Raw genomic sequence first — 26,732 nt, 5'->3', positions numbered from 1 at the left:
TCGCGGCATCGTTTCGACATGGAAAGACGATCAATCTCCTTCTAGCCTAGAGGAGTGAACAGGACCGTCAAAACGCCCCCGAACCTGCAAGCAGCCGGAGCTGCCGCCGTCACAGTCGTGCTGTGGGCGTCGGCCTTCGTGGCGATCCGGCACGTCGGCACCGAGTTCTCGGCCGGCGCTCTGGCACTGGCCCGCCTCCTGGTCGGCAGCGTCGCACTCGGCGCCCTACCGTTCATCCGCCGACCCGCTCGGCCGACAGCTCGCACCCGGAAGTGGCCGGCAAAGCGGGACTGGCCACCACTGCTCGCCTGCGGCCTGCTCTGGTTCGGCGTCTACAACGTGGCCCTGAACGCAGCCGAGCGCCGCCTCGACGCCGGGACCGCAGCCATGATCGTCCACATCGCTCCCCTACTGATCGCCGTACTGGCTGGGCTGATGCTCCGCGAAGGCTTCCCCCGGCAACTCATCGTCGGCAGCCTGGTTGCGTTCGGCGGCGTGCTGCTGATCGGTACGTCAACCTCGACCGGCGGTGCGGAGACCTGGGGAGTCGTGCTCTGCGTCATCGCCGCCATCTCGTACGCCGTCGGCGTGGTCAGTCAGAAGCCGCTACTCGACCGCCTGCCTGCCGCGCAGGTCACCTGGCTCGCCTGCACCATCGGAGCGGTCAGCTGCCTGCCGTTCGCTCCCGCCCTCTTCCACGAGCTGCGTACGGCGAGCGCTGCGTCGATCTGGTGGGTGGTCTACCTCGGCGCGGTCCCGACAGCGCTCGGCTTCACCACGTGGGCCTTCGCTCTTCGCCGTACGACGGCGGGCCGGCTGGGCGCAACGACCTACCTCGTGCCAGTCGTCGCGATCGTCCTCGCGTGGCTCCTTCTCGGCGAACGACCTGCGGCTCTTGCCCTCGCAGGCGGTGCGGTCTGCCTCATCGGCGTCAGCATCTCCCGCCGCCGCAGCCGGAGCGAACGCAGTACGACAGAGGCGCCGGCGTTGAGCACCGTGGACGCCTGACCCGCAGGACGGCGCGGGTGGCGCTTTAGCTCGCAGTACTGCGTAGGTGGGCGTGGATGCCGTTGTAGACCTCAGCGCTCGGCAGAAGGCGCTTGGGGACCTTCGTGACGACGCTGTAGTTGGCGTCGACCACGTTGGCGAGCGGGACTTCGCAGATCTGGCTCAGGAGTTGGTACGCGTCCAGCTTGTCGAGACCGTAGAGCTCACCGAGCCAGCCGACCATATCCACCTGACCTGCGCGCCACGCATCCTCCAGCGGCCTACTGGAGCCCACGACGGCCAGGTAGTCGTCGTTCTCGATCCGTGGCCACGCAGGACCGGGCGTCTTGAGCAGGTCCACCACCAGTACTACGTTCATCGCGCCCTCGACCGCACTACCGCAGGACTCGCCCTCACCCTGCCGGTAGTGCCCGTCACCGACAGAGAACAAGGCGCCTTCCACATTGACCCGTAGATAGCAGGTGGCACCTGCCCTCATCTCCGGCGTATCCATGTTGCCGCCGAACGTGTCCGGCACCAGTGACGACCGCACCTCCCCCGCAGCAGGAGCCACGCCCACAGTGCCGAGCATCGGCTCGATCGGCAGAGCGAGTTCGAGGTCACTGCCCTGTGCTCGGAACCCGACGGTCTGCTTGGCGCTGTCGACCTCGTAGATCCAGGTGCGCTCCGGCAACGGGTCCTGCAGAGTCGCCGTACGGTCGGTGCTGGTGAGGCCGCCGAAGTACGGAATGGTTGCCGACGCGCCCCAGCTTCGGGCGGGGGTCAGCTCGACGAAGTGCAGCACCAGGGTGTCGCCGGGCTCGGCTCCCTCGACGTAGAACGGTCCGGTCTGCGGGTTGACGAACGGCATCGTGAGTGACGCGCTGGCGAGGTCCGCAGTACTGCGGAGGCGGCCGCAGAAGGCGTCCTCCGTCCACAACCGCAGCATCGTGCCCGGCTTCACCCGGCGGACCGGCGCTGCGCCACCGAAGGTCCAGGCGTACTGCTCGGGCTCGGGAGAGAACTCGACGATGTCCACGCCGGAAAGCTACGCCCGGTGGGGCTTGTTCGCGACTGATCAGCGGGTTCTCAGCCGATTCTCAAACAGACGGCATAACCTCGACACGCGACAGCATGGCCCCTGGCAGGGGCAGAAGGCCGGGTGGACCGGTCCGGCGAACGGGAGCGCGAGATGCGAGTACTGGTGGTGGACGACGACCGGGCGGTCCGGGACTCGCTGCGCCGTTCGCTGGAGTTCAACGACTTCGAGGTGGTCACCGCGTCGGACGGCGCCGAGGCGCTCGCGGTGATCGGCAACGTCGAGCCCGACGTCGTCGTGATGGACGTGATGATGCCGCGCCTGGACGGGCTGGAGACCACCAAGGCGTTGCGGGCCGCGGGCAACAACGTGCCGATCCTGGTGCTCACGGCGCGCGACGCGGTCGCCGATCGCGTGGACGGCCTCGACGCCGGCGGCGACGACTACCTGACCAAGCCGTTCGCGCTGGAGGAGCTCCTGGCTCGGCTGCGAGCGCTGCTGCGCCGTAGTACGACGGCTGGTGAGGGCGGCCCGCGCGGTGAGGTCTTGCAGTACGCCGATCTGGTGGTGGACGTGGATGCGCACGAGGTGCACCGCGGCAACATCCCGATCCCGTTGACGCGCACGGAGTTCTCGCTGCTCGAACTGCTGATCCGCAACCCGCGCCGGGTGCTGGAGCGCGCGGTGATCCTCGACGCGGTGTGGGGCTACGACTTCCCCACCACGGCGAATTCCCTCGAGGTCTACATCGGCTACCTGCGCCGCAAGACCGAGGTCGACAACCTCCCCCGCCTGATCCACACCGTCCGCGGCATCGGCTACGTGCTGAGAGACACCCCACCGTGACCACGCAACCCCCACCCGACGACTTCCCCAAGTACGCCGGCCCCCCGAACGAAGAACCCCTCGAGATCGGCAGCCCCCAGGCCCCGTACGGCGACCGCCTCCGCACGTCGCCAACCCCCGGCCGCCCCACAACCGGCCCACGCCCACCGGCTCCAACCCAGAACGCCTCAGGTCAGAGCGCGCCGGCTCAAGGCGTTCCGGGCCAGAGTCGCCCGATCCAGGGCACGCCGGCTCAGGGCGCTCCAGGCTGGGACGGCTCGGGTCAGGGTGGGCCCGCTCAAGGCGCACCGGCTCCGAGTGCTGGAGGTCAGGGCGGACCAGCTCCGGGCGGCCCCGAAGCGGATCAGACCGCGTCGAGTAGCAACGGGAACGGCGCCAACCGGCGTGTAGTGGCGACTGCTTCACGCACACAGGACTGGTGGCAGGAGAAGCTGCACGAGCTGAGCCTGCACTCCCGGGTCACGCTGCTCGCGGCCGTCGCCGTCGGCCTCGCCGTCGCGTTCGTCAGCGTCGCCGCATACATGACGGTCCGGCAGCAGATGTACCGCAACCTGGACAGCAGCCTGATCACCCGCGCCTCACAGGCCGCGAGCAAGGGCGTGCTGACCAGGTTGGACAACCTTCAGACCGTTCCTCCAGAGGCACTCGGCCTGAGTGACATTCGGCTCGGCGTCTACACCGCAGACGGGCAACGGATCGGCGCGCGGTCAGCCGCCTTTCCACCCATGGAGGGGCCCGAACTGGCGATCGCGCGGTCTCAGGAGAGCGGCGTCTACAGTCTGCGGACCGTCGGCGTACGCAACGGCGAGCACTACCGAGTGATCGCCGTGCCTGCTCAATTCTGCCCGCTGCTCCATGGGGAACCCTGTGACGACGATCAGTACGAGCCGTCCGCGCTCGTGGTCGCGCAGTCGTTGACGCCGATCGACCGGACGTTGCACAACCTCGGGATCGTGCTCTGGGCCGTTGGGCTGCTCGGTGTGATTGGTGCGGCCCTGGCGGGGAACGCGATCGCACAGTCCGGTCTGCGGCCGCTCGCTCGGCTGACCGGCGAGGCGGAGCGGATCGCGCGGACCGAGGAGTTGAAGCCGATCCCGGTCACCGGTTCGGATGAGATCTCGCGGCTCGCGTTGGCGTTCAACGCGATGCTCACAGCTTTGGCGAGATCTCAGGATCGGCAGCGCCGGCTCGTCGGCGACGCCGGGCACGAGCTGCGTACTCCGTTGACCAGCATCCGTACCAACCTCGACCTGCTCGCCCAAGCAGACAAGAAGGGTGGGCTCCGGCCAGAGGACCGGCAGCAACTGCTGGACGACGTACGCGCCCAGATGGACGAGCTGACCAATCTGATCGGCGACCTGACCGAGCTAGCTCGCGATACGCCGCAGGTTCGCAACGCGGAGCTGATCGAGCTGTCGAACGTCGTCGAGGACGCGGTGATCAAGGTCCGCCGCCGCGCCCAGTCGCTGGAGTGGGACGTCCAGCTGACCCCGTTCCCGGTCTGGGGCGACGAGCGACTCCTGGGGCGCGCGGTGACGAACCTGCTGGACAACGCGGCGAAGTACAGCACGCCCGATGCGGCAGACCGCAGTACGGCGGACGGCGAGCCCGCGGGGCGGGTCAGCGTTCACCTGTTGGACGGCGTACTGACCGTCACCGACAGCGGGCCAGGTATCGCCGATGCAGACCTGCCACACGTCTTCGAGCGCTTCTACCGGTCCAGTGAGGCACGCAGCCGCCCCGGTTCCGGCCTGGGACTGGCCATCGTCAAGCACGCGGCCGAGCAGCACGGCGGCATGATCTACGCCCGCAACGCCCCCGGCGGCGGCGCCCAGTTCACCCTCTGGCTCCCCCACGCCGCCACCCAGTCCCGCTGACCTCCCGTACTCCGTATAGCCCGTCGCTCGACATCAGGCGAGACGGTTACGCGCGGACCGGGCGAGCAGCGCGGCGACCGCCAGCGGCGCATTCGGCATGAAGGCGGCTCACGGTGTCTTCAGGGGATCTTCATTGAGTTCTTCGGGAGCTCTGACGGGATCTTCAGGGCTCTCTCAGGTGGAACCGCCAAGGTTGACCCATGACCGAGAACCAGCCACAGCAGCCGCAGAACCAGCCGGGGCACGACGCACCGGCGCAGGGTTCGACGTACGGGAACCAGCCCCAGCAGGGCTCACCGTCGTTCGGTTCGAGTCCGCAGGAGCGCACTCAGCAGTTGCCGGTGCAGGGCTACGGCCAGCACTCGCAGCAGCAGTATGCGCCGCAGGGCGGGCAGCCGCGGATCGGTCAGCACTCACCAGGTGGGAGTGCATACCCGCAGGGCGGGCAGTTCGGGACGGCCGGGACGCATCAGGGGACGTCACCGGGCCCGAACTGGCCGTTCGGCCCGCAGCCGGCCCAGCCGGAGCCCCCGAAGCCCAAGCGGCGCGGTCTGGCTCTGGTGGCAGCCACCGCGCTGCTGGTCGGTACTGCGGGCGGAGTCGGCGGCGCTGCTGTGTACTCGGCGACCAATGACTCCAACAGCTCGACGCCGTCGGTCACGGCGCCGCTGAATGGCAGCCAGGCCGCGCCGGTGTCCGCACCGGACGGCTCTGTGCAGGCAGCCGCCGCGAAAGTGCTGCCGAGCGTGGTGAAGATCGGCGTCGCGACCTCGCAGGGCGCGGCCACCGGGTCGGGCATCGTGATCAGCCAGGACGGCCTGATCGTCACCAACAACCACGTGGTCGCCGGGGCCGGCAACGGCGGCAAGATCTCCGTGATGCTGAACGACGGCCGGACTCTCCCGGCCACCATCGTCGGCACCGATCCACTGACCGACCTCGCGGTGATCCGCGCCGACGCCAAGGACCTGAAGCCCGCCGTACTCGGCAAGAGTGGGGCGCTGGGCGTCGGGCAGGGCGTGGTCGCGATCGGCTCGCCGTTCGGCCTGGAGGCGACCGTGACAAGCGGCATCGTCTCCGCACTCAATCGTCCCGTCACCTCAGGTGACGAGGAGCAGAACAGCACCACCGTCTTCCCAGCAATTCAGACAGACGCCGCCATCAACCCCGGAAACTCCGGCGGCGCCTTGATCGACCTTGCCGGCCAGGTGGTCGGAATCAACTCCGCGATCAAGACCGCCGGCGGATCGGGACAATCCGAAGGCGGCAACATCGGCCTGGGCTTCGCAATCCCGATCGACCAGGCCAAGCCGATCATCGACGAGCTGGTGGCCAAGGGCAAGGCCACGCATGCACGGCTCGGCGTAGAGGTCGGCGACGCGCAGTCTTCCGACGGGCTCCAGCAGGGAGCGACCATCGGCAAGGTGACGGCGGGCGGTGCGGCGGACAAAGCCGGTCTGCAGCAGGGTGACATCGTCACCTCTGTCGACGGTAAGGCGATCGCGTCAGGGGACGCGTTGGTCGCCGCAGTCCGTTCGCACCGCCCCGACGACGAAGTGAGCATCACCTTCACCCGAGCCGGCAAAACCCAAACCGTCAAGGCCACCCTCGGCTCCGACAACGGCAACCCCACCGGCTGACCCCGAACCTCCTTTCCGCCCAGACCAGAACTGCGACCGCCCACCGAGCGGCCGCAGTTCTGTTTTTGTACGTCGTTCCGTTGCGTCGCGTCTGTTAGGGATTCGGGTCTGCGGAGGTCGACCAGTGGTCAGCAGGACGAGTGGTTGCGTTAGGCAATGACTGTCGGGCTGGCGTATGGCGAGGTGAGTGTGAGGATGGTCGGGTGGACTTTTTGGTGGGTGGTGGGTGGGAGCGGGTGGTGGGTGGGGAGTCGGGGGCGGAGGTGTTTCGGCGGGGTGGGGTTTATGCGAAGTGCTGCTCGGTGGAGGGGATCGCTGAGTTGCGTGGGGAGCGGGATCGGGTGGGGTGGTTGGCGGGTACGGGGATTCCGGGGGCGGAGGTTGTCGACTGGATCGAGTCCGAAGGTGGGGCTGCGTTGCTGACCACGGCTGTTCCAGGGGTGGGCGGTGGGGAGTTGCCGGCGTCGCGCCGGGCGGCGGACAGTCTTGCTGGCATCGTCAAGGCGTTGCACGAGGTGCCGGTGGCGGAGTGTCCGTTCGAGCGGCGCGTGGACGATGTCATCGGTCAAGCGGGGGACGTCGTACGGCGGGGTGTGGTGGAGCCGGATTTCCTGACGGACGAGTGGCGGTTGGTGCCGCCGGAGCGGTTGCTTGCCGGGCTGTACGCCGAGTTGGCTGAGGTCAAGGCGAAGGCGGACCTTGTTGTCTGTCACGGTGACGCGTGTTTGCCTAATTTCCTCTTTGACCCGGACACCCTCGAATGCACCGGGATGATCGATGTCGGCCGCCTTGGCATTGCCGACCGGTATGCCGATCTCGCGTTGCTCAAGGCGCAACTCGAAGACGAGTGGGCCCTCGACGCCACCGAGTTCCTGACGACCTATGGGCTCGCGGAACCCGATGGTCAGCGGCTCACGTTCTACCGGCTGCTCGATTCGTTGAGTTGGGCCTCAGCGGCCTTGGAGTGATTTCGCGGTGTCGCCGAAGGTCCAGTTCTTGGAGCCGTCCCAGTTGATGGACCAGGTCATCAGGCCTTTGAGAGAGCCGTTGAAGTTGTTCCAGGATTGGGCGACCAAGGACGGGGACAGGTAGCCGCCGCCGGCGCCCGGCTGGGCGGGGAGGCCGGGGACCTGCTTGTCGTACGGGACTCGGATGGTGGTGGCCTGGATGACGAGGCCCGTGTTGAGGCAGGTGGTTTGGGCGACGAAGCCCTGGACCGTGCCCGCGGAGTACGAGTCGCCTGAACAGCCGTACATGCTGCCGTTGTAGTACTGCATGTTCAGCCACCACAGCCGGCCGTTGTCGGCGTACTTCTTGATGATCGGGAGATAAGAGCCCCAGATCGAGCCGTAGGTGACGCTGCCACCGGTGACGTACGCCGTTTCGGGGGCCATCGTGAGGCCGAAGTTCGAGGGCATCTCGGCGAGCACGCCGTCGATGATGCGGATCAGGTTGGCCTGCGAGGTGGACAGCTGGTTGATGTTGCCGCTGCCGGTGAGGCCGGTCTCGATGTCGATGTCGATACCGTCGAAGTTGTAGTTCTTGAGGATCGGTACGACGGTCGCCACGAACCGGTCGGCGACAGCGGAGGAACTGAGGTCAATGCCGGCCGCGGCGCCGCCGATCGACATCAGGATCGTCTGGCCGGCCGCCTTCGCCTGGCACATCTCGGTGGGCGTCGCGACCTTCACGGTCGCATCCATGCCGTCCTCCCACTTCACCGTGCCGTCCGACAGGATCACCGGGAACGCCGCGTTGATCACGTTGTAGCCGTGCTGCGCGATCCGCGAGTCGGTGATCGACGTCCAGCCGAAGGGCGGGTGTACGCCGTTGGACGCGCCGTCCCAGTTCTCCCAGTAACCCTGCAGCACCTTGCCGGCCGGCCTCGACTTCACCGGACAGCTCGCCGACCCAGGCGGCGGCGTCGTGGGCGGGGTGGTCGGCGGCGTCGTCGGAGGTGTGGTCGGCGGGGTCGTGGGCGGCGTTGTGGGCGGGGTGGTTGGCGGCGTAGTCGGTGGTGTCGTAGGCGGCGTGGTCGGTGGGGTGCCGTCACACGCGCCGAGGTCGAGCCAGAGCGAGGCCGCCGCGACCGGGTTCCAGCCGGCGCCGACTGGCGCGGTGTGCGCAGTACGCGCCTCGTACAGCCGCCCTTGATAGGTCACCTTCGCGCCGACGGAGTAGCTGACCCCTTCGGCCCACGCGGGCGCAGTACACGCCACTTGCACTGACGACTCCCCTGCCTGGGCAGCCTGCGCAGCCACCAACCCGGCCGACGCAAGGAGCAGCCCCGTCGCAACGGCACTCGCGAGCACACCGACTCGTCGGTTCATGGCCACTCCCATCCAATACGCAATGACCTTTCGTTTCTCCACGGTAGGGCGTCGCGACCTCGCACCGCCACGACATGTCGGAAACCCGCCTTCGCGATGGCCTCGGTTATTCACATGCGAGAACAACGCGGGGAGGCCTAGGGTCCGGCGGTATGACGATTCCTCGGGAGCGGCCGCCGTACGTGGCTGATGAGCGGACCCAGTTGGTCGGCTGGCTGGACATGCAGCGGGCGCTGGTGCGGTGGAAGTGCGAGGGGCTGGCCGCGGCCGACGAGCAGCGGGTGGTGCTGCCGAGTTCGCCGTTGATGACGATGGCGGGACTCGTGTCGCACATGCGGTGGACCGAGCACTGCTGGTTCAACGTGCTGTTCCTGGGCGAGTCGTTCGAGGGCAACCCGCAGTTCCAGGAGGAGCCGGAGGATCTCGACATGATGCCGGGCGACGTACCGCTTGCCCGGCTGCTGGACGAGTTCGAGCAGCAGTGCGCCGAGTCGAACAAGATCATTGCCGCGCATCCGCTGGACGAGGTCGGCAAGCATCCCGACTTCGGCGCGGCCAAGGCGACGCTGCGCTGGATGGTGCTCCACATGGTCGAGGAGACCGCCCGGCACGTCGGCCATCTGGACACGATCCGCGAACTCCTCGACGGCGAGAAGGGCTACTACTGAGCCACACTGGTGCGCATGAGTGTGGACATCCGCCGGGCCGCTGACCGGTTCCGGACCGAGAACGAGTGGCTCCACTCGCACCATTCGTTCTCCTTCGGCCCGTACTACGATCCCGCGAACGTCGGCTTCGGCCTGCTCCTCGTGCACAACGACGAGATAGTTGCCCCCGGCACCGGATTCGACACGCATCCCCATCAGGACCTGGAAATCGTCACCTGGGTACTGCGCGGCGCTCTGGTCCACCAGGATTCTGAGGGCCACAACGGGATCGTCTACCCCGGCCTCGCCCAGCGGATGAGCGCGGGTAGCGGAATCCAGCACTCGGAGAAGAATGACGCCGGCGAACCGGTGCGCTACGTCCAGATGTGGGTCCGTCCCGACGAGGTCGACCTACCCCCGTCGTACCAGCAGGCGGAGGTCTACGACGCCCTGTCCACCGGCGAACTCGTCCCGATCGCCTCAGGTCTCCCCAAACACGCCGGCACCACAGCCATCCACATCAACCAACGCGGCGCCGGCCTGTACGCCGCCCGCCTCACCCCCGGCGCGACGGTCGAGTTGCCGACGGCCCCTTACGTCCACCTCTTCGTTGCCCTAGGCACCATCACCCTCGAAGCCGCAGGCGAACTCAACACCTCCGACGCCGCCCGCCTCATCGCCTCCGACGGCCCACGAGCCACGGCAGGCCCGGAAGGCGCGGAGATCCTGGTGTGGGAGATGCGTCCCTAAGCACGCCGGACCGTCCTACCTAGTCCGTCTGTTCTGACATTGTCCAGACGTGGTTGAGGGGGTGGGTGCCGTCGGCGTTCTTCGCGAAGGATTCGACGAACTGGCTCATGTGGGTTTGCCAGCGTTGGTCGACGGGGTCGTTCGCGAGTTGGGCTACTGCGGCCTCGTAGTCGTCGCATTCGACGAGGTGGAACAGGTCGCGGCCGCTGCGCCAGATGCTCCAGTCGCGGATGCCGGCGCGGTTCATCACCGTGATGAGTTCGGGCCAGACTCTGGCGTGCTCGAGTTCGTAGGCCTCTTCGGTGCCGGGAATCAGCCGGCTGTGCAGTGCTAGGCGAGTCACAACGCAGCAGGATATACGCCGGGAGTGATCGAACCGTTATCCGATCACTCCTCGGGCGTCTCGACGTGGCCGGTGCTCCCTGGCAGGGTGTGGGGCTGCCCGGCAAACGGATTCCCGGAGGGTTTGATGGTGGAGCGGAACACACCCTGGCCGCCCGGTACGCCGAATTGGGTGGACCTGGCCGCCGACGATCCCGCTGCTGCCGCGGAGTTCTACGCCGGCCTGTTCGGCTGGACCTGCGAGCACCGGAACTCCACGGAGTACTTCGTCTGCAGCCTCGCCGGCGAGGATGTCGGCGGAATCGGGCCCAAGCAGCCGGGCCGGGAACACCGCGAAAGCCGCTGGACCACCTACCTGGCGACAGACCAGGTCGAGCAGACGCTGGAGGCCGTACGAGCCGAGGGCGGCCGAAAGCTCGTGGGGCCCTGCGATATCGCGATGCAGGGCCGGATGGCGATCGCGGCCGATCCGAACGGCGCGATTTTCGGTCTTTGGCAGGCCGCGGACCATGTCGGCACCGAGCAACGCTCGACGCCCGGCTCGCTGGTCTGGAGCGAGGCGCTCAGCCGGGACCACGCGATCGCCAAGAAGTTCTACCTCGCCCTGTTCGGCTACCGGGCGGAGGAGGTGGGCGGGTACGACACGCAGTACGCCGCCCTGTACGTCGGCGACCGCCCGGTCGCGGGGACTGGCGAGCTCCACCCGGACATGCCGAAGGACACGCCTCCGCACTGGTTGCCGTACTTCGCGACCGGTGACGTGGACACCACCATCGCCCAGGTCGTCGAGCGCGGCGGCACGCTCGGCGGGGAGCCGCTGGACACGGATTTCGGCAGGATGGCGGTGCTTTCCGATCCCGAGGGTGCCCGCTTCGCGGTGATCCAGCTCGGCTGATCCATTTTTCTTCGCATGGCACGCTGGTCCCTTGTCTGCAGTGTGTACCCGATGACATGCGAGAGTTGAGAGCGTGAAGCGAACTGCTGCGATCGTCTGCCTGAGTGCCGTCCTGATCACCGCCGGCTGTTCCGACAGCAAGTCGAACAGCGGCGGGAAACCTGACCCGAACAACGAGAAGCAGGCTTCCGCGGCAGCGGTCAAGGCCTTCGCGGACGCCTGGGTCAAGGCGTGGGCGCCGGACGGCAAGCCGGACGAGGCGGCCGCGCTGACCGACGCGCCGACGACGTTCGGCCCACGGCTGGACAGTGTGGACACGGCTCTGGTCGCCCAGTCCGTGACGGTGACGCCGCAGGGCGACCCGAACTGTTCCAACGACTCCAACTGCACCCAGGAGCTCGCCGTCGAGGCGATCCTGCGCGGTATCGGCACGATGAAGTGGACCAGTACGGCGACCGCGGTCAAGACGGGCGACGCCTGGAAGATCAAGGCGTCGGGCGACACCATCTACCCAGGTCTGGGCGAGGCGAACTACCTCAAGCGGGTCCGTACCGTCCCGCCGCGCGCCTCGATCCTCGACCGCACCGGCAAGCCGCTGACCACGAACCGGCCGGTCGTCATCGTCGGGGTTGCCTCCGGCAACGTGGCCACCGCCGCGACGTACGCCGCCTTCACCAAGAACCTCGACGTCGACGGCACCCGGCTGTGGAAGCGGGCGAAGGGCTTGCCAACCGGCCAGTTCGTGGATGCGATCACGATCCGCGCCGAGGAATGGGACAAGCTCCGCAACACGGTCGGCAAGTTGCCCGGCGTCCTGACCATGGGCGGCACAGCCTCGCTGCCGGAAAGTTCGACCTTCGGCCGGTCCGTGATCGGCACCATGAAGACGGCGACCGCCGAGACGTTGAAGAATGCGGGTCCGACGGCGTCCAGTTCGGACCAGGTCGGCACCACCGGGCTGCAGTTCGCATACCAGCAGCAACTGGCCGGTACGCCGGGTGGCACGGTCACGCTGCGGGACGGCAAGACCAAGATGGCGATCAAGGAGGTCTTCAAGCAGCAGGCCAAGCCTGGTGTCGCCGTGAAGACGACCCTCGACACCAACCTGCAGCGCTTCGCCGAAGCCGCCCTGGCGACGAGCAAGCTGCCCGCCTCGCTGGTCGCCGTACAGGCGTCCACCGGCCAGATCTTGGCCGCCGGTAACGGCCCGACCGCGACGAACTACAACCGCGCGTTCCAGGGGCACTACGCGCCGGGGTCTACCTTCAAGATCATCACCTCGGCGGCTCTGCTCGGCACCGGCATGACCAAGAACACCGTGCTGCCGTGCACGAACACCATCAACGTCTTCGGCAAGACCTTCAAGAACTACGACGCGCTCGCGCCGTACGGCAACGGCACGATGGAGCGGGCGTTCAACCAGTCCTGCAACACCGCGTTCATCTCCCAGCACGGCCGGCTGCCGGCCGACCGGATGACCAAGACGGCGGCGATGTTCGGCATCGGCCAGGAGCTCAAGCTGTCGATTCCCGCGTACGGCGGTGAGGTTCCGGCGCCGAAGGACGACGTCGCCGAGGCGGCCTCGATGATCGGCCAGGGCACTGTCACGGCGAGCCCGCTGGCGATGTCGCTGGTCGGCGCCGCGGTGAAGAACGGTACCGCGATGAAGCCGGTACTGGTGCCCGGCAAGGACCCGGCCGGTCCCGCCGCCGCACCGTTGCCCCCGGCAACTGTCGCGGCGCTGCGGGCGATGATGCGCAGTACCGTCACCGGCGGTACGGCACACGCGCTGGGCGGCAGCGGCGTGGTCTCCGCCAAGACCGGTACTGCGGAAGTCGTCTCGAACGGCAAGGTGATCACCAACGGCTGGATGGTCGGCTTCCGCGGTGACGTCGCCTTCGCCGTCATCGTCGAGGGCGGCATCTCGGGTGGCAAGGCGGCCGGCCCGATCGTGCAGAACTTCCTCTCCCGCTTCAAGTAGCGCCAAGGCCGGCGAGGGCCTCGGCGAAGCGTCAGAAGCTGAGGATCTCGCTGCTGGCTGCGGTCAGGTCGGGTGTGGTGAGCGTGATCAGATCGAGGTCGGTCGGGTGCCCCGGCGACTGGAACAGCCGCAGGTCGCGGTGCTTCCCGGCCGACTCCAGCAGCGTCCGGATGAAGCGGGCGTTGCCGAGTTCGTCGATCCGGCCGTCGGAACAGACCTGGTCCAGTACGCCGGTCAGCGCCGCCAGGCTGTCCTCGGTGAGGTGATCGCCGCTGTTGTGCGCCAACCTGACCGCGATCTCGCGCAGCTGCTCCGAGGTGTAGCGGGGAAAGTCGATCCGCGTCGAGAACCGGCTCCGCAGTCCCGGGTTCGCCTCGAGGAACTCCGCCATCGGCTCGGAGTACCCGGCGACGATGACGACCAGCCGGTCGCGGTCGTCCTCCATCCGCTTCAGCAGCGTGTCGATCGCCTCGGGACCGAAGTCGTTGGTGCTGAGGCCCTTCTTCTTCAGCGCGTACGCCTCGTCGATGAACAGCACCCCGTCGAGCGCCGAGTCGACCACCTCGTTGGTCTTCGTCGCCGTCTGACCGATGAAGTTCCCGACCAGGCCGGACCGGTCGGTCTCGATCACCGTGTCCGCGGCGAGCAACCCGAGTGCGCAGTACAGGCGGGCCACCACGCGGGCGACGGTGGTCTTGCCGGTACCGGGTGGGCCGGCGAAGATCAGGTGGCCGCCGAGCTTGGCCGTGGGCAGTCCTCGTTCGGCGCGCATCAGGCCGGCCCGGACCTGGGCGGCGACCGCCGACACCTGCCGCTTGACGTCCTCCATCCCGACGTTGCGGTCGAGTTCGTTGAGGATGCCCTGGACCGCACCCCAGTCGGGCTGGCGGTGCAGCGTCGGCCGGGTCGGTTCGCCGCGACGGACCTGCGGCACCACCGGTCCCGTACTGCGGGGTGCCGGGCGGGTGTCGAGTTTCAGGTCCGAGTTCGCGAGTGCTTCGGCGACCTGGCGGTGTGCGTTGTTGCGCTCGTAGACCCACTCGAACTGGCGGAGCGCGTTCTCCTCGCGGCCGGTCCCCCGGTAGACGAAGCCGAGGTAGTACTCCGCGTCGATCTGGACGAGATTGTTGAGATGCTGGCCGGCGGCTTGCCGCAGTACGGTCTCGGCTTCGCTCCACTGCTCGACGGTGGCCAGCGCCATACCGAGCCGGAGCATCGCTTCGACACCCAGGTGGCCGTCCGGCGGCACCTGACGCAACTCGGCGATGGCGACCTCGTACTGCTTGCGGAGCATCGCGACCGCGCTCAGGAGGAAGTGCCGGCGGGTGTCCTCGATGACCTCGGCGACGGCTTTCGCAGTACCGTCTGCGTCGCCTGCCGCGAGCCGGCGGAGTGCCTCGGCGTGCCAGACGTGGTCCGTCGTCTCCAGGGTGTGGGTGAACCACCAGCCGGCCTGGAAGGTCGAGCTCAGCCGGCGCTTGTCCGCGTCGCGCTCCTCGCCGAAGCGGCCGAGTCCGGCGACCAGCTTGTCGAGTGCGGTGTCGTGGTCGCCGCCTGCCGCGTGAAAGCCGAGCCACGCGTCCGTCATCCCCGGATCCAGCTCCAGTGCCCGGGTGAAGGTGTCGAGCGCGGCCGGCTTGTCCACCGGCTCGGCCTTCTCACCGGTCTTGGCGAAACCGAGCTGCTTGGCACCGCGTACCCACAACCCCCGAGCCCGTCGCCGCCCCAGCAACCCCGCCGACTGCTCCGCCATGCCACCTTCTCCACTCCGAGGAAAGACCTCGAGCATCTTCTCATCCGGAAATGTCGACGCGGCGGTCTACGGTCGCCGCATGACCAGCGAGCAGACCCGGGCCGTCGTCCGGGCGTACTTCGACCGGATGATCGCGCGGGACTGGGACGGTTTCGGGCAGCTCGTCGCCGAGGACGTGGTGTACGAGCTGCCGCAGACCGGGGAGCGGATCACCGGGCGCGACCGGTTCGTGCAGTTCAACCGGGAGTATCCCGGCGACTGGCAGATCACCGTGACGCGGCTGATCGCGGATGAGAACACGGCAGCCGCGTCGATGAACTTCACGGTGGGTGACGAGGAGCTGGTGGGCCTCGTGTACTTCGAGGTACCGGACGGCGTGATCGCTCGGATCACCGACTTCTGGCCGGAGCCGTACGAAGCACCCACGGGCCGGGAGCATCTGGTCGAGCTCGGAGCAGCAGGGCTCGACCGGTTGAGGATGTCCTGAGAGTCTTCGGGGACTCAGCGCGAGGAGGATTCAGCGCGAGCGGGCGTGCAGGGCCGGTTCGCGTTCCTCTTCGGTGGTGCCGCCCCAGACGCCGTACATCTCGCCGACAAGCTCGGCATGCCGGCGGCACTCGCGCTGCACCGGGCAGGTGCCGCACAGTGACTTGGCGAGCAGCTCACGGGCATGTTTGCGCAGGCCGCGCTCGGATTCTGCGGCGAAGAACAACTCGGGATTGACGTCTTTGCAGGCGGCGTAGTCCTGCCACTCCCAGTTCTCGATGAGTGGGTACGGCAGGCCGTCCGGCGCCTTCGTGACCGCTCCGGCCGGCGGTTTGCGCCGGTTCATGGGCGGGTCCGGAAAAGCTGGGCCATCGACGAACACCTCGGACTGATCGGCGAATCTCCGCGGCTGTTGGCCGAACCGCGAGTTCTCTTCTGGTACCCGCCTGCAAACCTCCGTACGCCGTTCTCACCGACCGTGACGGGCAACGGCAGAAGGGCCCGGAGCAAGGTGCTCCGGGCCCTCTCGCGGATCAGCTCACTTGCTGATCAGGATCCGCATCGACGTGCCCTGCTGGGTCACCACCCGGATCTTCACCCCGACGTGCGGCACCTTCACGCCGTACGACGGAACGTCGGCCGACCAGAAGTCCTTGCGGTCATCGAAGACCGGTACAGCGTCGGCGCCCCGGATGTAGTTCTTCTGCCCGTTGACCGTGAGGCTGAACGAGTCGGACTTCTGCAACCCGAAGGTCGAGTCGTAGCTCTGCACCGACGTCTTCCAGAACGCGCCCTTCAAGTTCACCCGCAACGCCGGGTTCGCGTCGATCGGCAGCCACTGCCCCTCGCCGGGGTGCACCGCGGTCTCGTTGTTGTTCTGCGAGGTGTCCCAGTACGAGACGAGCAGGCCGTCCTCGTACGGGAAGTGCTCCACCCAGTCCGGCCGCGGTGTACCGACGAAGCTGTACGGCCCGTACTTGAGGTACTTGTTGAACGAGCTGTACGTGTAGTTCGACGCCAGGTAGAAGTTGTCGTACTCGTTGGTGACCGATTCGCCGGCGGTCTGGAAGCCGGTCGCCGTCCAGCCGTTCGCGCCGTTCTCGGCCCCGTCGTCGACCAGGGTCTGCCCACCGGCGGTGAGCTTGATGTCGTCGGCGAAGAATCCGAGCCCGTGCGTTGCGGCGTCCGTCGCGTACCGGAACCGCAGGTCGACCGTCTTCCCCGCGAATGCGGACAGATCGAACTCGGCCGGCTTCCAGCCCTGGCTGTCGCCGTCGATCCCGTTCGCCTCGGCGGACTTGGTGATGCTGCCGGCAACGGCCTTCCAGCCGGAGCCGTCGTTCACCTCGACGTACGCGTAGTCGCACGGGTCGGGGCCGCAGTCCTCGATCTTCCAGTTCGCCTGGAAGGTCAGCGACGACTTCCCGGCCGGCAGTGTCACCTTGCGGCTGAGCGTGTTGTTGAGCTTGTCGCCGGTACCGCTCCACCACGACTTGGCGCCGGTGACCGGCTTGGCGAGTTGAGTGGTGACCTTCTTCTTGGGCAGCACCACGACCACGCCCTGGGCCTTCTTCGTGTTGAACTCGTGCGGGCCGAGGTCGATCGTCCGGGTCTGTCCGGCCTTCACCGTCTCGTAGTCGAGCCAGCCGAGCTGCAGCTTGTCCCAGGTGCCCATGTCCTGCGGCTTGAGGCCGATGCCGACGTCACCCTTCGCGCCGGCCCGGTTCTGCGCCATCACGCTCCACCAGTTGACCGGGTTCTGGCTCGGCCGGCCGGAGGTGTCGTAGTGGTCCGGCAGTCCGAGGTCGTGACCGTACTCGTGTGCGAAGACGCTCATCCCGCCGTTCTCCGGCTGGATCGTGTAGTCGCCGATCCACAGGCCGGTCGAACCGATCTGGACCCCGCCGAGCTTGTTCGCCGACGGGCCGCTGGAGTTGTTCTGGAACGCGTACCAGCGGTGTGACCAGATCGCGTCCTCGCCCTGGTGCGGATCGCCGTTGGCCTGGTCGCCTCCGGCGTGCACGATCTGGAAGTGGTCGATGTAGCCGTCCGGCTCGTTGAAGTCGCCGTCACCGTCGTAGTCGTAGCGGTCCCACTGGTCGTAGGACTTCAGCGTCGCCTTGATCTGGTCGTCGGTCTTGCCGGCCTTCTGCTGGTCCGCGACCCACTGGTTCACCGCGTCGGCGATCAGGTTCCAGGTGTTGGAGCAGATGTTGTCGGCGCACGGGGTGCCGTTGCTGCGGCCGTAGCGGGCCTCGTTGTAGGGCACTTTGACCCAGTCCGAGACGGTGCCGTCGACGGAGTAGCGGCCGGACGACTGCTTCTCGTAGTACGTCTTCACCGAGTCGCCCTTGCCGAAGTACAGGTCCCGGTAGTGCGCCGGGGAGTAGTCGGCCTGCCAGACGGTCGAGTTGTCCTTGGTCCGGTCCGGCGCGGGGATCGCGTTGTGCACCGGGCCGTCGTACGTCGACGGGCCGGGCGTGTTCGGATCGGTGTCCTTGTCTGGGAAGTCCGGGTGTCGCTGGTTGCCGAACTCGGCCAGGATGACGAAGATCTTGTCGGTCTTCTCGCGCGCGAGTTCGACGTACTGGTTCTTGCCGATCCGGGCGCTCTGCAGCTTGCCCCGGACATCGCGGGCGGCCGGCGCGGCGATCTCCGTACCGACCCTGACGACCCGGCTGGTACCGCGCTTCTCGACCTTGGCGGCGCCGGTCAGGACATCGGTCATCGCCTCCTGCCGTAGGTCGCGCCGCTTGTCCTCGAGCGGGTTCGGCAGTTCGTCGGGCCCGGCCTTCACGGCGGCGGGACCGGTCGTCGCGGTGCCGTCGGCAGGCGCCGGAGTCGCGACGGACTGGGGCAACTGGCCCAGCCCGGCCACCAGAGCGACGCCGAGCACTCCGAGGGCCGTCGTACGTGCGGGCTTCAGGCGCACGGTTCCTCCTCATCGGGTTCCGCCGAGCTCCCCCGGCGCAGCAGCGTCTCCGGCAGGAGGTGGCCGAAGGCAACCATCTACCGGAGACGCTAAGACACTAGGTGAGCACAGGGGGCGACCGGAAGGCTCGTCGCCGCGGGATAACCCTTGAGCCACCCTTCGCGCCGAATCTGCGATCCGACTGCAACGAAACCTCCATCTGAACCATCCCTGCGGTTATCGTCGCCCGATGAGCACCGTCACCTTGCGGCCGATGACCGAGGCAGAGTTCGAGAGCTGGAAAGAGCGCATCGGCGTCGGCTACGCGGCCGCGATCGGGCCCGCGCGGGCGCTGACCCCCGAGCAGGCGCTCGAACAGTCGCACAAGGAACTGCGGCAGTTGCTGCCCGACGGACTGGCGACCGAGGGTCATCTGCTCTGGTCGGCCTACGCCGATGACGGCACCGTGGTCGGCGACCTGTGGATCCACGCCCGCAAGCCGGTCCCGTTCATCTACGACATCGAGGTGCGCGAGGACCAGCGCGGGCACGGGTACGGTCGCGCGATCATGCTGGCCGGCGAGGAGGAGTGCCGCAGCCGCGGGTTCGACCGGCTGGACCTCAACGTCTTCGGCGACAACGCCACGGCGATCTCCCTGTACGACTCACTCGGGTACGTCGTGGTCTCGCAGCAGATGCGCAAGGTGCTCTGACGTCCCGAGACCTGTCGGGCGGCTGTGGTACCTCTGAGGTATGAGCCGCTGGTGGGTCCTGCACGTGGACATGGACCAGTTCATCGCCGCGGTCGAAGTACGCCGCCGGCCGGAGCTCCGCGGGCTGCCGGTGGTGGTCGGCGGCTCGGGCGATCCGAGTCAGGCGCGGCAGGTGGTCGCGACGGCGTCGTACGAGGCTCGTGCGTTCGGCGTGCATTCGGGGATGCCGTTGAAGGCGGCTGCGCGGAAGTGCCCGCAGGCGGTGTTCCTGCCGACAGATCCCGCGGCGTACGACGCGGCGTCGGCCGAGGTGATGGACACGCTGCGGGAGTTCCCGGTGGTGGTCGAGGTGTGGGGCTGGGACGAGTGTTTCGTCGGTGCGTCCGTCGACGATCCCGAGCAGCTCGCCTCGAAGTTGCGTGCGGCGGTGCTGGCGAGGACCGGGCTGACCTGCTCGATCGGGATCGGTGACAACAAGGTTCGCGCGAAGCTGGCGACCGGGTTCGCGAAACCGGACGGGCCGCCGGCGCTCGACGACGTCGCGCTCTTCCGGTTGACCGCGGAGAACTGGGCCGACGTGATGAACCACCGCCCGGTGCGTGAGCTGTGGGGAATCGGGAGCCGGATGTCGGCGAATCTCGCCGAGCTCGGGTTGCATACGGTGGCCGAGTTGGCGGCCGCCGATGCCGACGTACTGCGGAAGCGGTTCGGGCCGAAGATGGGTTCGTGGTATCTCGCGCTCGGGCGGGGTCTGGGCGACACCGAGGTGACCGACGTACCGCGTGAGCCGGTGTCGCGCAGTCATGAGGTGACCTATCCGTCGGATCTCTCGGATCCGGTCGAGATCGCGGACAAGGTGCGCGAGATGACGCTGGCGTTGACCCGCGAGGTGGTCGCCGAGGGGCGGTCGGTCCAGCGGGTGCACGTGAAGGTCCGCTTCATCTCGTTCTACACGCCGATCAAGAGCCGCAAGCTCAAGGAGAGCACCCAGGACCCCGAGGTGGTCGCCGCGGCAGCGCTCGACGTACTGGCGAAGTTCGAGTTCCGCCGCCCGGTCCGTCTCCTCGGGGTGCGCGTGGAGTTCACCCGAGCCTGACGGCTTGCGTTGCTTCGGGCAACGACCTTGCCGGGTTCGGAAGAGCATCTGACGCCGGGCGCGACCGGAAAGTTGCTGCCGGAATTTGTCGAACTTTCGTTGCGGGCAAGGCATCCAAGCTTTCGCAACCAAGAGGGTTGCCGAAGATTCCGCAGGGGGAACACCATGAAGCTCGACCTCGGCCGCACCGCCGGCCTCGCCGCCGCTGTCGCAGTACTGGCCGGTGGCGGCCTCGCCACCGCAGCCGTCGCCAGCACCGGAAACACCGCTACCAAGACTGTCGCTCAGGCCCAGGCTGCTGTTCCGGCACTCACGCCGGCGCAGGTGAAGTACGTCCACCAGTCCTGGGGTGATCCGAAGACCGAGCTCGGCGTCGTCATCTTGGCGCCGAAGGGCTGGAACATGGTGAAGCTGTCGACGTTCGAGGCGAAGTTCACCAGCACGAACAAGCTGTGGAACCTGCGCGTCAACGGTGTGGTCTCGGGCGAACGTTCGTTGCCGGCCGCCGTCGCGAGCAAGAAGGCGGCGCTGCGGGGGGTCAAGGGCTACAAGCTGATCTCCCAGACGAACGGCAGCATGAAGGCCACGAACCCGTCCTTCGAGGGCGTCGTGTTCCACTACACGACGCTGGTCTACTCCTACACCGACGGCAGCAGCACCCGCCTGGTGGTCGAGCGCTTCACCGACGCGTTCGGCGCCGGCACCGCCGACATCGAGATGAGCGCCGGCGGCCGCGCGCAGGACCGTGCCGGCCTCGAGGGGATCGTCAACACAGCCACCCGCGACTACGTCCGCCTGCCGTAGCTGAGCCGGGGGATCTACAGCTCGGTCACAGGTCGGGGGGCCGCGACTTGGGGGAGGTCGCGGTACGGGGGGCTTGTGGCTAGAGCTTGTAGGTACGGCGGGCTGTGTTGGTGAAGATGGCGGTCTGCTCTGCGGGGGTCAGGTCGGCGGTGAGGGATTCGGCGGTCTCGACCACCTCGGAGTAGGACGCTGCCAGGAGGCAGACCGGCCAGTCGGAGCCGAACATGACTCGGTCGGGGCCGAACGCGTCGAACACGATGTCGGCGTACGGCTTGAGGTCTGAGACCTTCCAGTCGGTCCAGGAAGCTTCGGTGACCATGCCGGAGAGTTTGCAGAAGACATTCGGGAGGGCGGCGAGCGATCGCAGTTCTGTTGCCCAGGGCTCAGGATCGGCACCGATGACCGGCTTCGAGATGTGGTCGAGGACGAACGTCAGCTCGGGCAAGGCGGCCGCTGTCTCGACCGCAGCCGGGAGGTGGGGCGTCTTGGTCAGCAGGTCGTAAACCAGGCCGGCCTCGGCAACCGCCTTCAAGCCGGCGCGTACGTCGTCCCGGCAGAGCCACCGTGGATCTGCCTCGTCGTGGACCTGGTGCCGGATCCCCTTCAGCCAGGAGCCGTTCGCGCGTTCCTGCAACCCGGCCAGTGCGTCCGCGACCCCAGCCGCGGTGAGATCGACCCAGCCGACCACGCCCGCGATCAGATCGTTGCCATCAGCAATCGAAAGCAACTCCGGCGTCTCCGCCGGCACGCTGACCGTCTGCACCACCACAGTGGCCGACACTCCCGCCGCAGCCGTCAACGGCGCCAGCTCGTCGACCGTGAAGTTCCGCCGGATCGGCTCCAGCTCCGGCCCCACCATCCAGGCCTGCTCACGAACCGTGAGATCCCACAGGTGGTGATGCGCGTCAACCCGCCCGGTCACGCTCATGCCGCGGTGGTCCCTTCTGCGTGGATGAGCCGGATCACCCGTTGGCTCATCGTGTCGTAGTCGTGGTCGTTCAGCACTTCACCCTGGACGCGATGATCCCGCATCACCACGACCCGGTCGGCCAGGGTGATCATCTCCGGCAGATCCGACGTGATCAGCAGGATCGCCAGGCCGTTCGCCGCCAGATCCCAGATCAGCGTATGGAAGGCGTCCTTGGTCCGTACGTCGATGCCGACGGTCGGCTCGTCGATGATCAGGATCTCCGTCTTCGCCGCCAGCCACTTCGCCAGCGACACCTTCTGCTGGTTCCCGCCGGACAACGTGCCGGCCAGCTGGGCAGGCGAGGCGATCCGGATGCCGAGCTGTTCGACGTACTCCGCGACCATCGCCGCTTCGGCCTTCGCCGGCACATAGCCGAGAGCCTTCCGTAGCCGGTCCCAGACGGTCACCGCGATGTTGCGGCTGACCGACTGTTCCAGGAAGACGCCCTCTTCCTTGCGGTTCTCCGTGACGTAGCCGATCTTGTGGTTGCGCAGGGCGTCGCGCACATTCCGGATCCGCACCGCCTGCCCGCGCACCCGAACCTCACCGGCCGTGATCCGGTCCAGTCCGAGCAACGCCTTGGCGAGCTCGCTCCGACCAGCACCGACGAGCCCGTAGAGCCCGACGATCTCTCCCGGCCGGACGCTGAGATCCACGTCCGCGTGGCCGGTCGCAGTACCGACACCGGACAACTCCAGCAACGGGTCGGCCGCGGGAACCGTACGCGGCGGCAGCGCGAGCGCCTCGTGCACGCGCCCGACCATCAGGTCGACGACCTGGTCGCGAGTCAGGTCCCCCAGTGGACCGGACTCGAGCACCGAGGCGCCGTCGCGCAGTACCGTCACGGTGTCGCAGATCTGGAAGACCTCTTCGAGCTTGTGGCTGACGAAGAGCACCGCGCGGCCGTCGTTCTTCAGCTTCGCCACCACCCGGAACAGCCGCTCGGCCTCGTTCGGCGTGATCGAGGCGGTCGGCTCGTCCAGCAACAGCACCCGGCTCTCCACCGAGAGCGCCTTCGCGATCTCGACCAGTTGTGCCTGCGCGACCGACAGTTCGGTCACCGGCTGATCCGGGTCGAGATCGAGATCCAGTTCGGCCAGCCAGCGCGCCGCCTCGGTACGAATGGCGCTCCGATCGACCAGGCCGCGCGAGGTCGGCAGCTTCTGCAACAGGATGTTCTCGCCGACCGTGAACCCGGGGATCAGGTTCCGCTCCTGGTGCACCACGCCGATCCCGGCCGAAGCCGACTCGTGCGGCGACCCGAACTGCACCTCCGAACCGTCGAGGACCAGGCGCCCACCATCCGGCTTGTACAACCCGGTGATCACCTTGATCAGCGTGGACTTCCCAGCGCCGTTCTCACCGAGCAGGGCGTGCACCGACCCGGCTTCGAGCTTCAGCGTCACCCCATCGAGCGCGCGTACGCCGGGGAACAGCTTGTCGACCTTGTCCGCCAGGAACAGCGTCATAACACACCTCCGGCAACCGCCGCGTCGGGCGCTTTCACGACCGTACGGCGTTCCTGCCGGCGGCTCCGCAGTTGCCCGAGCACCACCGATCCGAGCACCACAGCGCCGACCACGAAGTTCACCCAGCTCGGCTCGAGCGAGAACTCGGCGCGGGCCGTGTCGACGAAGCGCACGATGAAAGCGGCCAGGACGGTGCCGAGCACGACGGCAGATCCACCAGTGAGCAACGCCCCACCGATGATCGGCGCAGCGAAGCTCGGCAGCAACCAGTCGCCACCGATGCTCTTGTTGACTCCCGGCGAGGACGCGACCGTCAGGATCGCCGCCACACCGAGGATCGCGCCGGACAGGGTGTGCGCGATGATCACGGACCGGTCGTTCGAGATCCCGGAAAGCCTTGCAGCGATGGGATTCCCGCCCGATGCGAGCAACTGCCGACCCGGCACCGTACGCCGGAGCATCACCGCGAGCAGAGCCGCGACCACCAGAGCGACCAGGAAGATCAGCGGCAGCACCCCGAACACGGCGTGCGAGCCGAAGCTCTTCACACTCTGCGGATAGTCGTCGACCGTGCGGGTGCCGACCACGCGGTACTGAACGCCAAGCAGGACTGTCATCGTCGCGAGCGTGACGATGAAGCCGTTGATCCGGGTCAGTACGACGAGCAGCCCGTTCACCAGCCCGGTGACCGTGGCCAGCAGGAAGCCGATCAACAGTGCCACGACAACAGGTACTCCGTGCTCGGCCATCAGCACGCCCATCGAGACCGCGGCGACTCCACCGATCGCGCCGACGGCCAGGTTGAGTTGTCCCACCGCCAGAACCACCATCTGAGCCAACCCGATCAGGACCGGCACGGCCAGGAACTGCAACAGCACTCGCAGCGAATTCGCAGCGAGCAGGTCACCGCCGGAGGCGATCACCAGCCCGACGAAGAACACCACGCAGATCGCCAGCAGAGTCATCTCGGTCGTGCGGGCGAACCGCACAGCGAACCTCTTCATCGTTTTCGCACCCCCTGCCGGTCGGACAGCACTGTTCGGATCCGATCGGTGGACAACGCGACGAGGAGGATCAGGCCCAGGTAGATGTTCAGGCTCTCCAGCCCGACGCCGAGCAGATCGAGGCCCTTGCGAATCACCGAGCTGAGCGCGGCCCCGAGCAGGGTGCCCCAGACCGAGATGAATCCGCCGGCCAGCAAGGTGCCGCCCAGGATCGGCCCGAGGAACGAGGGCAGCATGAACTCCTCGCCGATGGTCGCCTTGATCGAGCCGGTGCTGACGGCCAGCATGAAACCGGCCAGCGCGGCCAGGCAGCCGGACATCGCGTGCGCTGTGATCACGCGGCGGGCGGTAGGAATACCGGACAGCTCGGCGGCCTTCACCGATGTCCCCGTCATCAACAGTTCGCGGCCGAGCTTGGTCCGGCTGTAGATCCAGCCGACCACGGCCATCGCGATCACCGCGAACAGGGTCAGTTGCGGCACGGCCGGCGAGCCACAGAGGTTGCCGATGCAGACATCACCCAGCGAGTAGTTGCGCAGTTCCCGCATGCCAGGAGGCTTCGTCACAAAGGCCGCGTTGTCGGTCAAGGCCGTGTAGACCAGCGGGATCAGGCCGAGCAGCAGGAAGTCCAGGGCGAGCGTGACGACGAACGAGTTCACGCCGGTCCGCGCGATCACCCAGCCCGCGAGCGCACCGATCGCCGCCCCGGCGACGAGGCCGACCAGCAACCCGGCGTACAGGCTGAAGTGCCACAGGTCGTACGAGATGCCGGTGATCATCATCGAGAAGGCGGCCATCCGGCCGACCGCGAGATTCATGTGGCCGATCGACAGCACACACAGCTGAGCCAGCCCGACGACGGTGAACATCGCGATGTCACGCAACAGCGGGAAGACGACCAGCTGTTGGTTGAAGAAGGCTGGTCGCAGTACGCCGAAGAGGGCGGACAGAGCGACGACCAGGATCAGCAGGCCGATCCGCTGGTTTGCCCACCAGGGCGTCCGGCCGCCCTGCGGTGCCTCGATCGGGGCGTCCGGCTCCTGCAGCGCCGCGGTGGCGGTCTCGGAGACGGGCGCGCTCATGAGACCCGCCGGTCGTCGATGGCATCGCGGTCCCAGTCGATGCCGAGGCCCGGCTCGTCCGGCGCGACCGCATGCCCGTCGGCGATCTCCATCTCGGTCCGGGTGATCGCGCGCAACTGCGGGATGTGCTCGACGTACCGGCCGTTCGGTACTGCGGCGGTCAGGCTGACGTGGAGTTCCATCAGGAAGTGCGGGCAGACCTGGAGGTTGAAGGTCTCGGCCAGGTGAGCGACTTTCAGCCACGGGGTGATCCCGCCGACCCGGGCCACGTCGACCTGGACGATCCCGGCGGCACCCGACGCGACGTACTCGCGGAACTGCGAGATCGAGTACAGCGACTCGCCGACCGCGATCGGGATCGACGTCGACTCGGCCAGCCGGACATGCCCGGTCAGATCGTCGGCCGGCAGCGGCTCCTCGAACCAGGTCAGATCGATCGGTTCGAAAGCACGCGCCCGGCGCTTGGCCTCGGCGTACGTCATCGACTGATTGGCGTCGACCATGATGTCCAGCGAAGACCCGACGGCATCCCGTACGGCGGTCAGTCGCTCGACGTCCTCGTGTACGCGCGGCTTGCCGACCTTCAGCTTCACGCCCGGCCAGCCGGCCTTCTGCGACGCGAGCGCTCCGGCCACCAGCTGATCCGTTGTCAGATGCAACCAACCGCCCTCGGTGTCGTAGAGGGGCACGTTCCGGCGATAGCCACCGGCCAGCCGCCACAGGGGTTCATCGGCTCGCAGGCACCGCAGGTCCCACAAGGCCGTGTCGACCGCGGCCAGCGCCAGCGAGGTGATGGCGCCGACCGTGGTCGCCCGAGTGGATGCGAACAGGTCGAACCAGATCCCCTCGATGTTGCGGGCGTCCGCACCCACCAGGCGCGGCAGCAGGTGATCGCGCAACATCGCCAGTACTGCACTGCCGCCGGTCCCGATCGTGTACGAGTAGCCGAGTCCGGTCAGGCCCTCGGTGGTCTCCAGTTCGACGAAAACCGTTTCCTGCTTGAGGAACGCCTGGACCGCATCGGTCCGGACAGTCTCCACCTCGAGGTCCACCAGGAAAGCCTCGGCGCGGGTGATGGTTGTCTTGGGCAAGCTGATCGGTCCGTTCATAG

Annotated in this window: 24 protein-coding genes; 13 read left to right on the top strand and 11 right to left on the bottom strand. The window is 67.6% G+C overall.

What is annotated here, in order from left to right; genetic code table 11:
• Positions 1 to 54: 54 nt before the first annotated feature.
• Positions 55 to 1,008 carry a DMT family transporter gene (locus DIZ26_RS24570; protein WP_112245389.1) on the top strand — a complete coding sequence of 318 codons (954 nt, stop codon included), beginning with the start codon at positions 55 to 57 and terminating at the stop codon, positions 1,006 to 1,008.
• A 25-nt stretch (positions 1,009 to 1,033) separates the two neighbouring features.
• Here the strand turns inward: DIZ26_RS24570 and DIZ26_RS24565 are convergent, their stop codons facing one another.
• Complete coding sequence (locus DIZ26_RS24565) at positions 1,034 to 2,026, bottom strand: acetamidase/formamidase family protein (RefSeq protein WP_112245387.1); 993 nt, start codon at positions 2,024 to 2,026, stop codon at positions 1,034 to 1,036.
• 153 nt (positions 2,027 to 2,179) lie between these two features.
• Here DIZ26_RS24565 and DIZ26_RS24560 point away from each other — a divergent pair, with 153 nt between their 5' ends.
• From DIZ26_RS24560 to DIZ26_RS24545, 4 genes are all read left to right on the top strand, one after another.
• A complete protein-coding gene (locus DIZ26_RS24560) occupies positions 2,180 to 2,872 on the top strand; it encodes a response regulator transcription factor (protein ID WP_112245385.1) in 693 nt (230 codons plus the stop codon).
• Between the two features lie 389 nt (positions 2,873 to 3,261).
• On the top strand, positions 3,262 to 4,749 hold the full coding sequence (locus tag DIZ26_RS24555) for a sensor histidine kinase (protein ID WP_112245383.1): 1,488 nt from the start codon (positions 3,262 to 3,264) through the stop codon (positions 4,747 to 4,749).
• A 200-nt stretch (positions 4,750 to 4,949) separates the two neighbouring features.
• Positions 4,950 to 6,389: a S1C family serine protease gene (locus DIZ26_RS24550; RefSeq protein ID WP_112245381.1), complete on the top strand. Its 1,440-nt coding sequence runs from the start codon at positions 4,950 to 4,952 to the stop codon at positions 6,387 to 6,389.
• A gap of 203 nt (positions 6,390 to 6,592) precedes the next feature.
• Positions 6,593 to 7,357, top strand: a complete 765-nt coding sequence (locus DIZ26_RS24545) for a phosphotransferase (protein WP_112245379.1) — start codon at positions 6,593 to 6,595, stop codon at positions 7,355 to 7,357.
• On the opposite strand, the gene DIZ26_RS24540 is transcribed toward DIZ26_RS24545, so the two are convergent.
• Positions 7,340 to 8,719 carry a carbohydrate-binding protein gene (locus DIZ26_RS24540; RefSeq protein WP_112245377.1) on the bottom strand — a complete coding sequence of 460 codons (1,380 nt, stop codon included), beginning with the start codon at positions 8,717 to 8,719 and terminating at the stop codon, positions 7,340 to 7,342. The two genes, DIZ26_RS24545 and DIZ26_RS24540, sit on opposite strands and share 18 nt — an antisense overlap.
• 152 nt (positions 8,720 to 8,871) lie before the next feature.
• On the opposite strand from DIZ26_RS24540, the gene DIZ26_RS24535 reads away from it, so the two are divergent.
• Together DIZ26_RS24535 and DIZ26_RS24530 are read left to right on the top strand one after the other, a co-directional pair.
• Complete coding sequence (locus DIZ26_RS24535; protein WP_112245376.1) at positions 8,872 to 9,387, top strand: DinB family protein; 516 nt, start codon at positions 8,872 to 8,874, stop codon at positions 9,385 to 9,387.
• 15 nt (positions 9,388 to 9,402) lie between these two features.
• On the top strand, positions 9,403 to 10,116 hold the full coding sequence (locus DIZ26_RS24530) for a pirin family protein (protein WP_112245374.1): 714 nt from the start codon (positions 9,403 to 9,405) through the stop codon (positions 10,114 to 10,116).
• 19 nt (positions 10,117 to 10,135) lie between these two features.
• Here the strand turns inward: DIZ26_RS24530 and DIZ26_RS24525 are convergent, their stop codons facing one another.
• On the bottom strand, positions 10,136 to 10,459 hold the full coding sequence (locus DIZ26_RS24525) for an L-rhamnose mutarotase (protein WP_112245372.1): 324 nt from the start codon (positions 10,457 to 10,459) through the stop codon (positions 10,136 to 10,138).
• A 126-nt stretch (positions 10,460 to 10,585) separates the two neighbouring features.
• Here DIZ26_RS24525 and DIZ26_RS24520 point away from each other — a divergent pair, with 126 nt between their 5' ends.
• Positions 10,586 to 11,353 carry a VOC family protein gene (locus DIZ26_RS24520; RefSeq protein WP_112245370.1) on the top strand — a complete coding sequence of 256 codons (768 nt, stop codon included), beginning with the start codon at positions 10,586 to 10,588 and terminating at the stop codon, positions 11,351 to 11,353.
• Between the two features lie 73 nt (positions 11,354 to 11,426).
• Positions 11,427 to 13,334, top strand: coding sequence for a penicillin-binding transpeptidase domain-containing protein (locus DIZ26_RS24515; protein WP_112245368.1), 1,908 nt, complete (start codon positions 11,427 to 11,429; stop codon positions 13,332 to 13,334).
• A 31-nt stretch (positions 13,335 to 13,365) separates the two neighbouring features.
• Here the strand turns inward: DIZ26_RS24515 and DIZ26_RS24510 are convergent, their stop codons facing one another.
• Positions 13,366 to 15,087 carry an AAA family ATPase gene (locus DIZ26_RS24510; protein ID WP_112245366.1) on the bottom strand — a complete coding sequence of 574 codons (1,722 nt, stop codon included), beginning with the start codon at positions 15,085 to 15,087 and terminating at the stop codon, positions 13,366 to 13,368.
• A 79-nt stretch (positions 15,088 to 15,166) separates the two neighbouring features.
• Here DIZ26_RS24510 and DIZ26_RS24505 point away from each other — a divergent pair, with 79 nt between their 5' ends.
• Positions 15,167 to 15,574 (top strand): nuclear transport factor 2 family protein, encoded by a 408-nt coding sequence (locus DIZ26_RS24505; RefSeq protein ID WP_112245364.1) that lies wholly within the window; start codon positions 15,167 to 15,169, stop codon positions 15,572 to 15,574.
• 30 nt (positions 15,575 to 15,604) lie between these two features.
• On the opposite strand, the gene DIZ26_RS24500 is transcribed toward DIZ26_RS24505, so the two are convergent.
• Together DIZ26_RS24500 and DIZ26_RS24495 are read right to left on the bottom strand one after the other, a co-directional pair.
• Positions 15,605 to 15,919: a WhiB family transcriptional regulator gene (locus DIZ26_RS24500; protein WP_112245362.1), complete on the bottom strand. Its 315-nt coding sequence runs from the start codon at positions 15,917 to 15,919 to the stop codon at positions 15,605 to 15,607.
• A gap of 192 nt (positions 15,920 to 16,111) precedes the next feature.
• On the bottom strand, positions 16,112 to 18,505 hold the full coding sequence (locus DIZ26_RS24495; protein WP_112245360.1) for an immune inhibitor A domain-containing protein: 2,394 nt from the start codon (positions 18,503 to 18,505) through the stop codon (positions 16,112 to 16,114).
• A 229-nt stretch (positions 18,506 to 18,734) separates the two neighbouring features.
• On the opposite strand from DIZ26_RS24495, the gene DIZ26_RS24490 reads away from it, so the two are divergent.
• From DIZ26_RS24490 to DIZ26_RS24480, 3 genes are all read left to right on the top strand, one after another.
• Positions 18,735 to 19,196, top strand: a complete 462-nt coding sequence (locus tag DIZ26_RS24490) for a GNAT family N-acetyltransferase (RefSeq protein WP_112245358.1) — start codon at positions 18,735 to 18,737, stop codon at positions 19,194 to 19,196.
• Between the two features lie 40 nt (positions 19,197 to 19,236).
• Positions 19,237 to 20,292, top strand: coding sequence for a DNA polymerase IV (locus DIZ26_RS24485; protein WP_112245356.1), 1,056 nt, complete (start codon positions 19,237 to 19,239; stop codon positions 20,290 to 20,292).
• A gap of 165 nt (positions 20,293 to 20,457) precedes the next feature.
• On the top strand, positions 20,458 to 21,096 hold the full coding sequence (locus DIZ26_RS24480) for a hypothetical protein (RefSeq protein ID WP_112245354.1): 639 nt from the start codon (positions 20,458 to 20,460) through the stop codon (positions 21,094 to 21,096).
• A gap of 79 nt (positions 21,097 to 21,175) precedes the next feature.
• Here DIZ26_RS24480 and DIZ26_RS24475 read toward each other — a convergent pair whose 3' ends face one another.
• The 5 genes from DIZ26_RS24475 to DIZ26_RS24455 are packed head-to-tail and all read right to left on the bottom strand — an operon-like array spanning position 21,176 to position 26,730.
• The gene (locus DIZ26_RS24475) at positions 21,176 to 22,024 is read right to left on the bottom strand and encodes an amidohydrolase family protein (protein WP_112245352.1); all 849 of its coding nucleotides are present in this window, start codon (positions 22,022 to 22,024) and stop codon (positions 21,176 to 21,178) included.
• The gene (locus DIZ26_RS24470) at positions 22,021 to 23,535 is read right to left on the bottom strand and encodes a sugar ABC transporter ATP-binding protein (protein WP_112245350.1); all 1,515 of its coding nucleotides are present in this window, start codon (positions 23,533 to 23,535) and stop codon (positions 22,021 to 22,023) included. Before DIZ26_RS24470 ends, DIZ26_RS24475 begins: the two co-directional genes overlap by 4 nt.
• Entirely contained in the window at positions 23,532 to 24,539 is a 1,008-nt protein-coding gene (locus DIZ26_RS24465) for an ABC transporter permease (RefSeq protein ID WP_112245348.1), read from the bottom strand. The genes DIZ26_RS24470 and DIZ26_RS24465 overlap by 4 nt, the downstream gene beginning before the upstream one ends.
• Complete coding sequence (locus DIZ26_RS24460; protein ID WP_198676256.1) at positions 24,536 to 25,621, bottom strand: ABC transporter permease; 1,086 nt, start codon at positions 25,619 to 25,621, stop codon at positions 24,536 to 24,538. The genes DIZ26_RS24465 and DIZ26_RS24460 overlap by 4 nt, the downstream gene beginning before the upstream one ends.
• On the bottom strand, positions 25,618 to 26,730 hold the full coding sequence (locus tag DIZ26_RS24455) for a mandelate racemase/muconate lactonizing enzyme family protein (RefSeq protein WP_112245346.1): 1,113 nt from the start codon (positions 26,728 to 26,730) through the stop codon (positions 25,618 to 25,620). Before DIZ26_RS24455 ends, DIZ26_RS24460 begins: the two co-directional genes overlap by 4 nt.
• Between the last annotated feature and the right edge of the window lie 2 nt (positions 26,731 to 26,732).

This window comes from Kribbella monticola (assembly GCF_003261635.1).
Lineage (GTDB): Bacteria > Actinomycetota > Actinomycetes > Propionibacteriales > Kribbellaceae > Kribbella > Kribbella monticola.
Note: the sequence above shows the minus strand (reverse complement) of the source record. Positions and strands in the feature narration are given on the sequence as shown.